12 protein-coding genes and 3 tRNA genes are annotated in these 14759 nt (G+C 58.9%); 8 read left to right on the forward strand and 7 right to left on the reverse strand.

The genetic code is table 11. The features are described from left to right. Positions 1–16: 16 nt before the first annotated feature. Entirely contained in the window at positions 17–919 is a 903-nt protein-coding gene (locus ACR0MO_RS04005; protein WP_170621753.1) for a LysR family transcriptional regulator, read from the reverse strand. A 105-nt stretch (positions 920–1024) separates the two neighbouring features. On the opposite strand from ACR0MO_RS04005, the gene ACR0MO_RS04010 reads away from it, so the two are divergent. Together ACR0MO_RS04010 and ACR0MO_RS04015 are read left to right on the forward strand one after the other, a co-directional pair. Then, positions 1025–2524 (forward strand): CoA-acylating methylmalonate-semialdehyde dehydrogenase, encoded by a 1500-nt coding sequence (locus ACR0MO_RS04010; RefSeq protein WP_170450912.1) that lies wholly within the window; start codon positions 1025–1027, stop codon positions 2522–2524. Between the two features lie 203 nt (positions 2525–2727). Further along, positions 2728–3312 carry a L,D-transpeptidase gene (locus ACR0MO_RS04015; protein WP_170453041.1) on the forward strand — a complete coding sequence of 195 codons (585 nt, stop codon included), beginning with the start codon at positions 2728–2730 and terminating at the stop codon, positions 3310–3312. A gap of 69 nt (positions 3313–3381) precedes the next feature. On the opposite strand, the gene ACR0MO_RS04020 is transcribed toward ACR0MO_RS04015, so the two are convergent. Both ACR0MO_RS04020 and ACR0MO_RS04025 read right to left on the reverse strand, forming a co-directional pair. Further along, positions 3382–3858, reverse strand: coding sequence for a fasciclin domain-containing protein (locus ACR0MO_RS04020; RefSeq protein ID WP_170450914.1), 477 nt, complete (start codon positions 3856–3858; stop codon positions 3382–3384). A gap of 71 nt (positions 3859–3929) precedes the next feature. Continuing rightward, positions 3930–4781, reverse strand: a complete 852-nt coding sequence (locus tag ACR0MO_RS04025; protein WP_480889814.1) for a class I SAM-dependent methyltransferase — start codon at positions 4779–4781, stop codon at positions 3930–3932. A gap of 140 nt (positions 4782–4921) precedes the next feature. Here ACR0MO_RS04025 and ACR0MO_RS04030 point away from each other — a divergent pair, with 140 nt between their 5' ends. The 4 genes from ACR0MO_RS04030 (at position 4922) to mmsB (ending at position 9218) form a co-directional block, all read left to right on the forward strand. Then, positions 4922–6037 (forward strand): carboxylate-amine ligase, encoded by a 1116-nt coding sequence (locus tag ACR0MO_RS04030; RefSeq protein ID WP_170734676.1) that lies wholly within the window; start codon positions 4922–4924, stop codon positions 6035–6037. 114 nt (positions 6038–6151) lie between these two features. Continuing rightward, positions 6152–7294: an acyl-CoA dehydrogenase family protein gene (locus tag ACR0MO_RS04035; RefSeq protein ID WP_480889816.1), complete on the forward strand. Its 1143-nt coding sequence runs from the start codon at positions 6152–6154 to the stop codon at positions 7292–7294. Positions 7295–7301: 7 nt separating this feature from the next. Next, positions 7302–8342, forward strand: coding sequence for an enoyl-CoA hydratase/isomerase family protein (locus ACR0MO_RS04040; protein ID WP_170450922.1), 1041 nt, complete (start codon positions 7302–7304; stop codon positions 8340–8342). Positions 8343–8345: 3 nt separating this feature from the next. Next, on the forward strand, positions 8346–9218 hold the full coding sequence (mmsB, locus tag ACR0MO_RS04045; RefSeq protein ID WP_170450924.1) for a 3-hydroxyisobutyrate dehydrogenase: 873 nt from the start codon (positions 8346–8348) through the stop codon (positions 9216–9218). 1 nt (position 9219) lies between these two features. Here mmsB and ACR0MO_RS04050 read toward each other — a convergent pair whose 3' ends face one another. The 4 genes from ACR0MO_RS04050 to ACR0MO_RS04065 form a co-directional block, all read right to left on the reverse strand. Further along, positions 9220–10089 (reverse strand): fused MFS/spermidine synthase, encoded by an 870-nt coding sequence (locus ACR0MO_RS04050; RefSeq protein ID WP_170621748.1) that lies wholly within the window; start codon positions 10087–10089, stop codon positions 9220–9222. A 91-nt stretch (positions 10090–10180) separates the two neighbouring features. Continuing rightward, complete coding sequence (gene uvrA / locus ACR0MO_RS04055; protein ID WP_170621747.1) at positions 10181–13039, reverse strand: excinuclease ABC subunit UvrA; 2859 nt, start codon at positions 13037–13039, stop codon at positions 10181–10183. A gap of 179 nt (positions 13040–13218) precedes the next feature. Then, positions 13219–13295, reverse strand: a tRNA-Asp gene (locus ACR0MO_RS04060). Between the two features lie 45 nt (positions 13296–13340). Next, a tRNA-Asp gene (locus ACR0MO_RS04065) sits at positions 13341–13417 on the reverse strand. 334 nt (positions 13418–13751) lie between these two features. Here ACR0MO_RS04065 and ACR0MO_RS04070 point away from each other — a divergent pair. Beyond that, complete coding sequence (locus ACR0MO_RS04070) at positions 13752–14489, forward strand: porin (RefSeq protein ID WP_480625968.1); 738 nt, start codon at positions 13752–13754, stop codon at positions 14487–14489. A gap of 111 nt (positions 14490–14600) precedes the next feature. Continuing rightward, positions 14601–14675: transfer RNA gene (locus tag ACR0MO_RS04075), tRNA-Val, on the forward strand. Positions 14676–14759: the final 84 nt, after the last annotated feature.

The raw sequence follows: 14759 nt of genomic DNA on the forward strand, positions 1-14759 counted from the left end.
CGATTAGGACAACCTGTCAAGCTTCGGCGGCGGCTTCCAGCCGCGTCACTTCTTCACGGATGCCCTGCGTCAGCGCCTCGGCAAAGCGGTTCAGGCGTTCATTGCGCTGATCGCCCTGATGCCGGACCAGATAGAAACTGCGGGTCAAATGTACTTGGTCCGTCAGGATTTTCCTCAGGTTCGGATGGAACGGCAGGGTGAAATCATGCGCGACACAGACCCCGGTACCCAACGACACCTGCCGCAACTGAACCGAGACCGAATTCGATGCAAGCGCGACACGGTCAACGCCGATGTCATTCAGATAATCCAGTTCCCGGTCAAAAATCATGTCCGGGATATACCCGATCAGACGGTGCCCTTTCAGATCGCCAACCTTGCGGATCGGATCATGACGATCCAGATAATCCTGCGCGGCGACCATGTGCAGGCGATAGTCGCTGATTTTCTTGACCAGCAATTTTCCCGCCGTCGGAGCACTTACGGTAACGGCCATATCGGCCTCGCGCCGGGATAGGTTGATGATCCGGGGCAAGGCGAGGATCTGAATGTCCAGATCCGGGTTGGCATCGCTGATCTTGGCGCAGACTTGCGGCAACAGATAGTTGGCCGACCCATCCGGCGCCCCGATCCGGATCTGACCGCTAAGCGATTTGGTCGAGCCAACCACCGCACCGGCGGCGGCACGCATCGCCTCTTCGGCTTGCAGACCGTGATCCAGCAAGCGTTGACCTGCCCGCGTCAGGATGTACCCCTGCTGCGATTTGGTAAATAACGGCGCGTCCAAAGTGGCCTCGAGCCGGGCAATGCGCCGACCGACCGTGGCCGGATCGATTTTCAGGATACGACCCGCTGAAGACAGGCTTTCCTCGCGCGCGACGGCCAGGAAAACCCTCATATCGTCCCAATTTGGGTCCATGCTTTGCCTTCCGTGCTTTTCCCAGCGCGTATTTTTCGAACATTTCCTCTGTTCGGGTGATTTTTGCAAGCCTATCCTGCGCCCAAACGTTCGGAGGAGATATCAATGCAAGACCTGACCCATTTCCTGAATGGCGCGCAAGTGGCCGGCACGTCAGGCCGGTTTGACGACGTCTTCAACCCTGCAACGGGCGAAGTGCAATACAAATGCCCGATGGCCAGCGCCGCTGAAACGACGGCCGCCATTGAACAGGCCGCGATTGCCCAACCCGCATGGGGCGCGACCAACCCGCAAAAGCGCGCGCGCGTGATGATGGCGATGGTGCATCTGATGAACCGCGACATGGACAAGCTGGCCGAGGCGCTCAGCCGCGAGCACGGCAAAACCATTCCTGATGCCAAGGGTGATCTGCAGCGTGGATTGGAAGTGATCGAATACTGCATCGGCGCGCCGCAAATGCTGAAAGGAGAGTTCACCGACAGCGCAGGCCCCGGCATCGACATGTATTCGATGCGTCAGCCGCTGGGCGTTGTGGGGTCGATCATGCCCTTCAACTTTCCCGCCATGATGCCCTTGTGGCACGTCGGTCCGGCACTGGCCTGCGGGAATGCCGTGGTTCTGAAGCCGTCTGAACGTGACCCCTCGGTCCCCTTGATGCTGGCGGAACTGTTCGTCGAGGCCGGTCTGCCGAAAGGCGTCTTCCAGGTCGTCAATGGCGACAAGGAGGCGGTCGACACCATCCTTGATAGCGAGATCATTCAAGGTGTGTCATTTGTGGGCTCGACCCCGATCGCGCAGTATATCTATTCCCGCGCCACCGCGAACGGGAAACGCGCACAGTGCTTTGGCGGCGCCAAGAACCATATGATCGTGATGCCCGATGCGGATCTGGATCAGGCTGCCGACGCCTTGGTCGGTGCAGGATTTGGCGCGGCGGGTGAACGGTGCATGGCCGTTTCGGTTGCGGTTCCCGTGGGTCAGGATACCGCCGACGCGTTGATCGAAAAGCTGGTGCCGCGCGTCGAAAAGCTGAAGGTCGGCCCCTACACCGCAGGCGATGACGTTGACATGGGTCCGGTCGTGACCGCCGCGTCAAAGGAACGTATTCTCGGCCTGATCAACTCAGGTGTGGAACAGGGCGCAAAGCTGGTCGTGGACAACCGCGATTTCAGCCTTCAGGGGTATGAGGACGGCTTCTTTGTCGGGCCGCACCTGTTCGACCATGTGACACCCGATATGGACATCTACAAACAAGAGATCTTTGGCCCCGTCCTGTCGACCGTGCGCGCAGAGTCGTATGAAGAGGCGTTAAAGCTGGCGATGGACCACGAATATGGCAATGGCACCGCGATCTTCACCCGCGACGGGGACACAGCGCGTGACTTTGCCAACCGGGTCAACATCGGCATGATCGGCATCAACGTTCCCATCCCGGTGCCGCTGGCCTACCACACCTTTGGCGGCTGGAAGAAATCCATGTTCGGGGACCTGAACCAGCACGGACCGGACAGCTTCAAGTTCTACACGCGCACCAAGACCGTGACGGCCCGCTGGCCGTCGGGCATCAAGGAAGGTGGCGAGTTCAATTTCAAAGCCATGGACTGATCTGAGCCATGACACCCTCAAGCCCGGCCCATTTGGCCGGGTTTTTTGTGGCAAAGACTCGCCAATGCCCCAGAAAACCCGCACCTTCACGATAAATTCAGGTTTCACAGGCTGGAAATTCGCATTCTGCACAAATAATTTACTCTCAAATTTTTTGATCGAGCAGTTCAAAAATATCGGAGGCCGTTTTGTCCAATTCCCGTATGACCCGCCGCTCGGCCCTTTTGGGGGTCGCGTCCGTTCTGGCAACGCCCGCGCTTGTACGCGCGCAAAGCACGGATGCCTTCCCGCAGACCGAAGACGCGATCAGCACGCAGTTGCCGGTGCGCCGCAATGTATCCTCGTTCTCTCAGCAGAACTGGCAGGATCACTTTGACGAGCTTGGCTCGGGCTGCCTGCTGGCCGACATCACCAGCCGTGCCGTACATTACTGGGGTCCTGACGGGACCTATAAGCTGTACCCAAGTTCTGTACCGATGAGCGAAGAACTGACCAAGCGCGGTTACACCAAAGTTGTGCGCAAGGCCGAAAATCCAAGTTGGACACCGACCGCGTCGATGCGGGAACGCGATCCTTCGCTGCCTGTCCGGATGGATGGCGGCGATCCGGGCAACCCGTTGGGCACCCGCGCCATGTATCTGGACTGGCCCGCCTATCTGGTGCACGGCACCCATGATACGCGCAAAATCGGTCGTCAGAGCTCATCCGGTTGCATCGGACTGTATAACCAGCATGTGGAAGAGCTGTATCCGCTGGTCCAGATCGGCACGCAGGTACGTCTGGTCTGATCTGATCATCAGTTACACAAAAGCCCCGGCCATCAGGACCGGGGCTTTTGTTTTCTGCGGTCGTGGCGCTTATTCCGGCAGGATCACCGCGTCGACCACATGGATCACGCCATTGCTGGCCTCGATATCGGCCTGCACGACTTCGGCACCGTTGACCTTCACGCCGTTGCGCGCATTCACGCTCAGACGGTCGCCCTGCACGGTCAGAACCTTCGCGCGCTTGCCAGCGATATCGCCTGACATCACCTTGGCCGGGACCACGTGATAGGTCAGGATTTCAACCAGCTGATCCTTGTTCTCGGGCAGCAAGAGGCTTTCGACAGTCCCCTCGGGCAATGCTGCAAACGCCTCATCCGTCGGCGCAAACACGGTGAACGGGCCATTGCCCTTCAGCGTATCGACCAGACCAGCCGCCTGAACGGCTGCGACCAGGGTGGTGAACGATCCGGCAGATACCGCGGTATCGACAATGTCAGCAGCCTGGGCCTTCAGCGGCATGGCAAATGCGAGTGCGGCGGCAGCGCCCATAAACGTGCGACGAAACATGGCTGTCTTCTCCTCTCCAGCTTGTTATGGAAAGGGGTACGGGCCTTTTGTCACACCGGATCACTTTGAGATCACTGTTCCTTGATCTGAACCCAGATACTCTGGGCGCGACCCTCTTTCAAAAACGGCAAGGCTTCGACGGCATCCGGACGCTCCTGTTGCAGGTAGTATCCCGGCCAAAGCATTGAAAACGCACCAGATTGCAGCAAAGCGTGCAACAAGTACTGTTCACCCCAACCGGGGCAGTCATAGAAGAACCGCTTGGGATATTCATATGGCAAAAAAACATCGTGCACGTGGATGACAACACCCGGTTTCAGGCTGGGAATGATGCGGCAGAACAGGTGCGCGACATCGTTCGACATCCGAACAACATGGCTGGAATCGATGAACAGGACATCTCCGGCCTCCAATTGGTCGAACAGCGCGGGGTCCACATCCTCCAGCCGTTTCTGCTCGAATGCATCCACCACATGGGCAATATCCGCGCGGGGGTATGGGTCGATGGCCGTGATCTTGGTTTCCAACCCACCATCGATGATCGCCTGACGTGTGACGCGGGTCGAATTTCCGCAGCCGACCTCGATAACCTGTCTTGGCTGAAACCTTCGGATCATCAGGTACAGCGCATCCGCGTCAGGGCTGTCATAGTAGCCATTGCCGAGGCGATAACCGGTCTGATTGCGCGCTGGGTCCTTCAACGCGGCCAAGGCGTCGCGGTGTTCCGCAAACTCCTGTTTCAGCGGCTCGATATCGAACCCCTCCATCCCCGGTGACAGAGCATATGCCGGTTTGGTCAGCCCCCCTGCCCGCTCGAACGCTTCAAGCCGTGCGCGTTCGTCCTGTTCGGCGGCCTTGTCGATCAGTTTCACCCCCAACTCATCAAGCGCTTCGTTGATCTTCGGGAATTTTCTGAGTTTCACGCGCGTCGCTCCGGTTCGGTGGCTTTCTGCATTTCCATACCTTTCCGGCATGGGCCTTCGCAAGCGGCAGAACGGCAAACCCTTGGCAAAACGCCGATTTCCGTATTCACTGAGGTCGTAAAACAAAGGGAGGTCCGCGTATGCAGCAGGATTTCACGCTGGGCATTGAAGAAGAGTATCTGCTGGTTGACCGCGACAGCCTGCAACTGACCGAAGCCCCCGCCGCCCTGATGGAAGCCTGCCAGGCCGATTTCGAAGGTCAAGTCAGTCCCGAATTCCTCCAATGCCAGATCGAGGTCGGCACGCGCCCTCATACCACGATCAAAGGCGCGCGTGAGGATCTGAAACGGCTGCGATCTTGTGTGTCGAAACACGCCGCCGCATATAACCTCAGCCCGATTGCGGTATCCTGCCACCCGTTCGCCAATTGGAAGGATCAGCACCACACCCGGAAGGAACGCTACGATGCCCTGCAACATGCATTGGGTGGTGTTGCGCGACGGATGCTGATCTGCGGAATGCACGTTCATGTAGGGGTCGAGGATCCGGCGCTGCGGGCTGACCTGATGCCCCAGCTCTGCTACTTTCTGCCTCACCTTCTGGCGCTGTCCACATCCTCGCCCTTCTGGAACGGAGAGGATACGGGCCTGTCCTCCTACCGCCTGACCGTCTTCGACAACCTGCCGCGCACTGGGCTGCCGCCTGACTATAACAGCTGGTCCGAATACGAGCGCACCACCGGCGTTCTGGTCGAATTGGGCGTGATCGAGGATACCTCAAAAATCTGGTGGGACCTGCGCCCCTCGCACCGGTTTCCGACGCTGGAAACCCGCATCATGGATGTGCAACCCCGGCTGGAACATACGCTGTCGCTGGCGGCCCTGGTGCAGGCCCTGACCCGAATGCTGTGCCGCCTAAAGGCGCGAAACCTGCGGTGGCGTCAGTATGATCGGTTCCTGATCAGTGAAAACCGGTGGCGCGCGCAGCGCTATGGGGTTGGCGAAGGGCTGATCGATTTCGGGGATCGCTCGATCAAACCGATGGCCGAACTTATGGGCGAACTTATGGGCATGCTGGCCGAAGATGCCGAGGCGCTGGGCACCATGACCGAACTCGCGCGATTGCGGCAGATTGCCGAAAACGGGACCTCGGCCACACGTCAACGGCGCGCGCATGCCGAAGCTGTTGCCAAAGGCGAGGACCCCGGTCAGGCGGTCGTTCGCCATTTGATCGAAGAGTTTCACGCCGATCTGTGACCCTGCGGCGCGTAGTCGCCGCGCAGCCCGCGAACGATTGCTGATCTTGCAAAATTTCTGTAACGATTGCGAAATAAACAAGCGTTCAATTCTTTACCTGCGGGAGGGTACGCCATGGATTTCGGGCTGACCGAGGAACAGACAGCCATCTTCGATATGGCACATGCGTTTGGGCAGGAAAACATCGCCCCATTCGCGCGCCAATGGGAAAGCGACGGCACCATTCCAAAGGACTTGTGGCCCAAGATCGGGGAACTTGGATTCGGTGCGCTATACGTGTCCGAGGACAGCGGCGGGTCGGGCCTGACCCGGTTGGACGCGACACTGGTTTTCGAGGCCTTGTCGATGGCCTGCCCCTCGGTCGCGGCGTTTCTGTCGATCCACAACATGTGCGCCAAGATGCTGGACAGCTTCGCCAGCGACGACCTTAAATCCCAAGTTATGCCAAGCGTGCTGAGCCTGAACACAGTGCTCAGCTACTGTCTGACCGAACCGGGCTCAGGCTCGGACGCGGCCGCGCTGAAAACCCGCGCCGAACGCACGAATGAAGGGTACACGCTGAACGGGTCAAAGGCCTTTATTTCCGGCGGAGGATATTCGGACGCCTATGTTTGCATGGTGCGTACCGGTCAGGACGGCCCAAAGGGTATTTCGACCGTCTATGTTGAAGACGGAACACCCGGCCTCAGCTTTGGTGCGTTGGAACAAAAGATGGGCTGGAAAAGCCAACCCACCGCGCAGGTCCAGTTCGACGACTGCAAAATTCCATCCGGCAATCTGGTCGGCGTTGAAGGCGACGGGTTCAAATACGCCATGAAGGGTCTGGATGGCGGGCGTCTGAACATCGCCTCTTGTTCCTTGGGCGCGGCACAGGCCGGGCTGGACATGACCCTGCAATACATGTCCGAACGCAAAGCCTTTGGCCAATCCATCGACCAGTTCCAGGCCCTGCAATTCCGCCTGGCGGATATGGAGATCGAGCTGCAGGCCGCCCGCACTTTTCTGCGCCAAGCGGCCTGGAAACTGGATCAAGGCGCTCCGGATGCGACCAAATTCTGCGCCATGGCCAAGAAATTCGTGACCGAGACCGGATCGAAGGTCGTCGATCAGTGCCTGCAACTGCACGGCGGCTACGGCTATCTGGCCGATTACGGCATCGAAAAGCTTGTGCGTGATCTGCGGGTGCATCAGATATTGGAAGGCACGAACGAGATCATGCGCGTGATCGTCGCGCGCCAGATGATTGCACAAGGCTAAAGGTTACATGTCTGACATCGACATCCGCACAACCGGCCGCGCCGGGCGCATCACCCTGACCCGCCCCAAGGCGCTGAATGCGCTGACCTATGATATGTGCATGGCCATCGACACAGCCCTGCGCAACTGGCGCGAGGATGATGCGGTCGATCTGATCATCTTCGACGCCGAAGGCGACAAGGCCTTTTGCGCAGGAGGGGACATTGCTGAACTTTACCAGACCGGAGTCCAGGGCGACTTCGCCTATGGTCAGACATTCTGGCGCGACGAATACCGGCTGAACGCCCTGATCTTCGAATACCCCAAACCTGTCATCAGCTTCCTGCAAGGCTTCACCATGGGCGGCGGCGTCGGAATCGGCTGCCACGGCAGCCACCGGGTTGTCGGCGAAAGCTCTCAGATCGCGATGCCCGAATGCTCCATCGGGCTGGTTCCCGATGTCGGCGGCACGCTGATGTTGGCGCTGGCCCCCGGTCGATTGGGTGAGTTTCTGGGCATCACCGGGCACCGCATGGGCCCCGCTGATGCGATCCTTGCCGGGTTCGCCGATCATTTCATTCCGCAGGATCAATGGGCTGATCTGATCGACATGCTGGAGGCGTCCGGCAGCGCCGATCTGATTGGCGAACATGCCGCCACGCCGCCCAACGGTGAACTTGCCGGTCTGCAACCCGAAATTGACAGCACCTTCGATGGTGAGACACTCGGCGATATTCTCACCAACTTGCGGAGCAGTGGTTCCGAATTCGCGGTGAAGGCGCAGGCCAAGCTGGAACGGAACGCGCCGCTGTCGGCGGCCTGCACGGTGGAAATGCTGCACCGCCTGCGGGGAGAGTCTCTGACCATGCGCCGGGCGCTGGAAATGGAATACCGTTTCACCTTCCGCGCCATGCAACATGGTGATTTTCTGGAGGGCATCCGGGCTCAGATCATCGACAAGGACCGCAATCCCCGCTGGCAATATATGGATATGGCCGTGCCAGCAGTCGCGGTGTCAAAGATGTTACAGCCGCTGGGCAAAGACGCCCTGACATTCGAGGAGGAGTAAGTCATGCAAATCGGGTTTATCGGGCTGGGCAATATGGGCGCGCCCATGGCGGCCAATCTGGCCAAAGCCGGTCACACGGTGCGCGGTTTTGATACCGCAGGGGTCAGCGTGGACGGTGTCACCAATGTTGAGACAGCTGCCGAGGCCGTAGCGGACGCGGACGCCGTCATCACCATGCTGCCGAACGGAGCCATCCTGCGCGCCGTCGCCGATCAGATCATCCCCCATATGCAATCCGGTGCCGCTCTGATCGACTGTTCAACCGTCGATGTCGACAGCGCTCGCGCGGTCGCCGATCAGGCCAGTGCAGCCGGGCTGCTCTCAGTCGATGCTCCTGTTTCGGGCGGGATCGGAGGCGCCTCGGCAGGCACGCTGACCTTCATGGCCGGTGGATCCGAAGACGCCTTTGCCAAAGCTGCCCCCCTGTTCGAGATCATGGGGCAAAAGGCCGTGCACTGCGGCGAAGCCGGGGCCGGTCAAGCGGCCAAGATCTGCAACAACATGATCCTCGGCGTCACCATGATCGCTACTTGCGAAGCCTTTGCATTGGCTGACAAGCTGGGGCTGGACCGTCAAAAAATGTTCGACGTCGTCAGCACGTCCTCCGGCTATAGCTGGACCATGAACGCCTATTGCCCCGCCCCCGGCGTTGGCCCAACCAGCCCTGCGGATAACGGCTACCAACCCGGTTTTGCCGCCGAGCTGATGCTGAAAGACCTGCGCCTCAGCCAGCAAGCCGCCGAAAGCGCCGATGCGGACACTCCGATGGGGCAAGCCGCAACGGCGTTGTATGAACAATTCGTCGAAGGTGAAGACGGGAATGGTATGGATTTCAGTGCCATGCTGCCTCGATTCGAGAAACGCGGTCGCGGCTGATCTAACTTTCGTCTTGGGATAAGATACAAAGCCGATCTGCGTATTCGGACAAATCAAACCCAAACGGCATCCGCGTTTGCAGCGCGCGCGCGGATGCCGAAACACTGTCCGGATCGGCACACGCCTCTTTGCATCCGAACAGAACATGCGTGCCCTCGACTTCAACCATGCAGGCATCTGCAAAAACCGCCTGAAAGTCCGCTTTCTGCTCAGACAGCCGAGGGTCGCTGTCCACGAGATTCATGCAGACCACGCCCCGGGGCCTTAGCTTGCTTGCGCACATTTCAAAGAACGCGGGCGTGGACAAGGACTGCGGCACACGCCCGTCCGCCGCGAAGCAATCCAGATAGATGTGGTCGAATTGCGCGTCCAACTGTTCGGCCAAATGCAAGCTGCCGTCGGCGCAGGAAATCCGCAGGCGCGGACCGTCTTTCAGACCGAAATACCGGTATGACAGGTCAAGAACTTCCCGATCAATCTCCGAGCCGGTGATCATGACATCATCGAGCAGCGCATGAAGAACCGTGGGCACCCGCCCACCGCCACCGCCCATGACATAGACGCGCTCGGGCCGAGGCACGAAAGCAAGGCACAACAGCATCGCCTGCGTATAACCACCGGTCAGAGTCAGCGGGTTTGTCAGATCAATGCGCGACATGACTCCGCTGAGCGCGTCGTTGGTCAGAGGAACTCCGCTGGGGCAAAACACCAGAAACAGCTCGCTCCCGCTCTTTGCAACGACCACCTGACCGATTTGGCCCTGCCGATGCTCGACCAAACCATCCGGCAGATCCTGCAAATGCCTCAGCCGCTGTGCAATTGAGCCGGGTAAGGATGCCGAGGTGAACACGGTCGGATCTGGATCGGCCATGCGACCTCCGTTCGCGTTGGACGCACCGACACCGCCGATTTGCCAGGCGCCGTCCCCAATAGACGTATTCCTGGCAGTATGCGTGAGCGGGCTACTCGGCGGCAACCGCCTTTGCATCAAGCATCTGTTTCAGATACCGCCCGGTGTGGCTGCGCTCGACCTCGGCCACCTCTTCCGGGGTGCCGGTCGCGACAATCTCACCACCACCGTCACCGCCTTCGGGGCCGATATCGATGATATGGTCGGCGGTTTTCACCACGTCCAGATTGTGTTCGATTACAACAACCGTATTTCCCTGATCGACCAATTCATGCAGCACTTCCAACAGCTTGCGCACATCTTCGAAATGCAGACCCGTGGTCGGTTCATCCAGAATATACAAGGTGCGCCCGGTGGAACGTTTGCTGAGCTCTTTCGACAGCTTAACCCGCTGCGCCTCGCCCCCTGACAGGGTCGTGGCCTGTTGACCGACCTTGATATAGCCCAGCCCCACACGCGCCAGCGCATCCATCTTGTCGCGGATCGACGGCACGGCTTTGAAGAACTCCTGCGCGTCCTCCACCGTCATGTCCAGCACGTCGGCGATGGATTTGCCCTTGAACTTGATCTCCAGCGTCTCGCGGTTGTAGCGCGCACCCTTGCAGGTCTCGCAGGTCACGTAAACGTCGGGAAGGAAGTGCATCTCGATCTTGATGACACCGTCACCCTGACACGCCTCGCAACGGCCACCTTTGACGTTGAAGCTGAACCGCCCGGGCTTGTACCCGCGCGCCTTTGCCTCGGGCAGGCCAGCGAACCAGTCGCGGATCGGGGTGAAGGCCCCCGTGTAAGTCGCTGGATTCGAACGCGGAGTCCGCCCGATGGGCCGTTGGTCAATGTCGATAACCTTGTCCAGAAATTCCAGCCCCTTGATGGTCTCACATGGCGCGGGTGTCTGACGCGCGCCATTCAGACGCATCGAGGCGGTTTTGAACAGCGTCTCGATGGTCAGCGTGGATTTGCCGCCCCCGGACACGCCGGTCACGCAGACGAATTTACCCAGTGGAAAATCGGCGGTGACGTTCTTCAGGTTGTTTCCCGTCGCTTTGACAACCGAAACCTTCTTTTTGTTACCTTTGCGCCGTTCGGTCGGCACCGAAATCTCTCGCGTGCCGGCCAGATATTGACCCGTGATCGAAGCGGCGTCAGCCGTGATTTCCGCTGGCGTTCCTTTACTGACCACCTGCCCGCCATGCACACCCGCGCCGGGGCCAATGTCGAACACATAGTCCGCCTCGCGAATGGCTTCTTCGTCATGTTCTACGACGATGACCGTGTTCCCCTGATCCCGCAGGTTCTTCAGTGTACCCAGCAGTCGGTCATTGTCGCGCTGGTGCAGGCCGATGGATGGCTCGTCCAGTACATACAGAACACCCGTCAGGCCCGAGCCGATCTGGCTGGCCAAGCGGATACGCTGGCTTTCCCCTCCGGACAGTGTGCCACTTGAACGTGACAGCGTAAGGTATTCCAAACCAACGTTATTCAGGAATCCAAGGCGTTCGCGGATTTCCTTGAGGATGGCGCGCGCGATCTCGTTCTTCTGCACGCTCAGATGGTTCGGCGCATCCTCAACCCAAGCCAGCGCCTCGCGGATCGACATCTCGACCACCTGACCCACATGCAGGCCCGCGATCTTTACCGCCAACGCCTCGGGGCGCAGGCGGTAGCCTTCGCAGGTGCCGCAGGGGCGGTTGTTTTGATACCGTTCGAATTCCTCGCGAATCCACGCGCTGTCGGTCTCGCGATAGCGGCGTTCCATGTTCGGTATCACGCCCTCAAAACTGCGCGTGACCTGATAGACCCGCCCGCCTTCGTCATAGCGGAACTGGATTTCCTCATCGCCCGAGCCGCGCAGGAAGACCTGCTGCACCTTGGCGGGCAAATCCTTCCACGGCGTGTTCTTGTCGAACTCATAATGCCGCGCGATGGCCTCGATGGTTTGCAGGAAATACGGGGACTTCCCTTTGCGCCATGGGGCCAAGGCACCATCGTACAGCTTCAATGTCTGATCCGGCACGACGAGGCGTTCGTCAAAGAACAGCTCGACCCCCAAACCGTCACAATCCGGGCATGCCCCGAAAGGGGCGTTGAACGAGAACAGGCGTGGTTCAATTTCGGGAATGGTGAAGCCGCTGACCGGGCAAGCAAAATTCTCACTGAACGTAATGCGTTCCGGGTCACCTTCGCGCGGGGCGGTTTCCAGAATCGCGATCCCATCCGCCAAATCCAAGGCCGTGCGCAGGCTGTCGGCCAGCCGGGTTTCCATCCCTTCGCGCACAACCAGACGGTCGACCACAACGTCGATGTCGTGACGGAATTTCTTGTCCAGCGTCGGAGGCTCATCCAACTCGTAGAATTCGCCGTCAACTTTCACACGTTGAAAGCCCTGTTTGCGCAGTTCCAGAAACTCTTTCTTATATTCACCCTTCCGGTCGCGCACGATAGGGGCCAGCAGGTAGCCGCGCGTCCCCTCCTCCATCATCATGATCCTATCGACCATGTCCTGCACCTGCTGCGCTTCGATCGGCAAACCGGTCGCAGGGCTGTAAGGCGTTCCTGCGCGCGCAAAGAGCAAACGCATATAGTCGTAGATCTCAGTCACAGTACCCACGGTGGAACGTGGGTTTTTCGACGTCGTTTTTTGTTCGATGGAAATCGCCGGGGACAGACCGCTGATATGGTCCACATCAGGCTTTTCCATCATGTCCAGGAACTGACGCGCATAGGCCGACAGGCTTTCGACATAGCGGCGCTGACCTTCGGCATAGATCGTGTCAAACGCCAGCGAGGATTTGCCCGAGCCGGACAGACCGGTGATCACCACCAGCTGATCCCGTGGAATATCGACGTCGATCCCTTTCAGGTTATGCTCGCGCGCGCCGCGCACTTCGATGTTCTTCAGCTCAGCCATTCAGGCCCCCAACCAGACAAGTGTCCTAGAAATAGGCGAGCGGCGCTGAGTCTCCAACAGAAAAGTTAGAACAAAGTGTGAACGAACCAATTATTGCCGACACCTACTGACAAGGCGCGACGCAGTTGGGCCTTGCAGGGCAATCGCTGATGGTCTGAGGTGTAAACTAAAGGAGAAAATGGCGCGGTTGACGGGGCTCGAACCCGCGACCCCCGGCGTGACAGGCCGGTACTCTAACCAACTGAGCTACAACCGCGCATCTATTTTCATGGCCTTTATCCTGGACCAAGGATTGCAGCGATGGCGCGGTTGACGGGGCTCGAACCCGCGACCCCCGGCGTGACAGGCCGGTACTCTAACCAACTGAGCTACAACCGCCCGCTGCACGTTCGCTCTGAACGTTGGGGTGTATTATGGCCCCGCCCCGGCATCGTCAAGCGGCGTTTTGAAGTTTTTTCCGAATTCCAGAATTTTACGCATGCCGCTGTCCGGGCGGCGGCGTCAGTTTTCTGGATACGGTCAAATGGCACGCGGTTGTCCGTGGATTTCCGCACAGAAACAGCATGCTTCACCCTCAATGTGACACCCCGGCAACAGCACCAGTTAATTCAAGTGAATCAATACACCGCAAAGCAGAATCAACCTAATGCTGCGCGCGCAAAAAGGGCCACATTCCGGGGCCCGGCCAACAAAAAAAGATCGGAGCATAATCTTGAAAAAACTCTTTATCTACAGCGCCCTGTCAGCAACCCTGTCGACCGGCGCGGCGCAGGCTGTCGAACTTACAGGCGGTTATCTTGATCTGGGGTATTCAACCTTCACCGACACCGATTTTGGTGACGTCTACAACCTGAACGGAGCTGCTGAACTGGCCTTCACCCGCGCGTTCAGCGCCCAGTTGGATCTGGGCGGCTATCGTTTTCAGGACCTCGGCGAAACCGCAACGAACTGGACACTGCATGCCAACTTGCACACCAGCGGCAACGCGTCGTTTGGTGCGTTCTACGGTCAGGAAAAGTTGGAAGATGCTGATTTCGACTTTTTCGGAATCGAGGGTGGCTTCGACGCAGGCCCGGCAGAGATCGAAGGTTATATCGGTCGCCAGGAACTGAGCAACGTCTCTGGTCTGGACGGAACAATCTTCGGAGTTTCGGCCAAAACCGAACTGAGTGACCGCTGGGACTTCACCGCAAGCTGGGACATTGTCGACAACTTTGTCGGTGCGTTGGATTACAACCTGTTTGCAATCGGCGCCACCTATGCCGCCGCTGACAACGCCGAAGTTTATGGCAATATCGGCGTCGCACATATCTCATCCCCGCTGGTTTCCGGCAGCTCGAACGAGGCCTATGTGGGCGTCGGCGTTCGTGTGAACTTTGGCAACGATCGCGGCACGACATTTGGCCGTCGCGGCGTTCTGGCCAAACTGCCTGGCCTGCCCGGTCTGTAAAACACCAGGGCCCCGGTTTTCCGGGGCCTTCCGTTTTGCGCATGTTAGCCGGGAAAACTGATCTTCCCGCCCTTGCAGAGCACCAAGACCTGCGGTAAGAGGCCGCCCTATGGGTGATTAGCTCAGTGGTAGAGCGCTTCGTTCACATCGAAGATGTCAGGAGTTCAAATCTCTTATCACCCACCATTCCCCTTTCCAATCGTGTGACTCCACCCAGCTTGCCACCGGGCGTTGTAACTGCGTATCCTTTTCACAATCGCTGAATTAACG

This window comes from Ruegeria sp. K5, assembly GCF_056531805.1.

Coding starts and splice junctions, on each gene's coding strand:
- ACR0MO_RS04005 (WP_170621753.1), bottom strand. CDS start 919: ATGGACCCAAATTGGGACGATATGAGGGTTTTCCTGGCCGTCGCGCGC.
- ACR0MO_RS04010 (WP_170450912.1), top strand. CDS start 1,025: ATGCAAGACCTGACCCATTTCCTGAATGGCGCGCAAGTGGCCGGCACG.
- ACR0MO_RS04015 (WP_170453041.1), top strand. CDS start 2,728: ATGACCCGCCGCTCGGCCCTTTTGGGGGTCGCGTCCGTTCTGGCAACG.
- ACR0MO_RS04020 (WP_170450914.1), bottom strand. CDS start 3,858: ATGTTTCGTCGCACGTTTATGGGCGCTGCCGCCGCACTCGCATTTGCC.
- ACR0MO_RS04030 (WP_170734676.1), top strand. CDS start 4,922: ATGCAGCAGGATTTCACGCTGGGCATTGAAGAAGAGTATCTGCTGGTT.
- ACR0MO_RS04035 (WP_480889816.1), top strand. CDS start 6,152: ATGGATTTCGGGCTGACCGAGGAACAGACAGCCATCTTCGATATGGCA.
- ACR0MO_RS04040 (WP_170450922.1), top strand. CDS start 7,302: ATGTCTGACATCGACATCCGCACAACCGGCCGCGCCGGGCGCATCACC.
- mmsB (WP_170450924.1), top strand. CDS start 8,346: ATGCAAATCGGGTTTATCGGGCTGGGCAATATGGGCGCGCCCATGGCG.
- ACR0MO_RS04050 (WP_170621748.1), bottom strand. CDS start 10,089: ATGGCCGATCCAGATCCGACCGTGTTCACCTCGGCATCCTTACCCGGC.
- uvrA (WP_170621747.1), bottom strand. CDS start 13,039: ATGGCTGAGCTGAAGAACATCGAAGTGCGCGGCGCGCGCGAGCATAAC.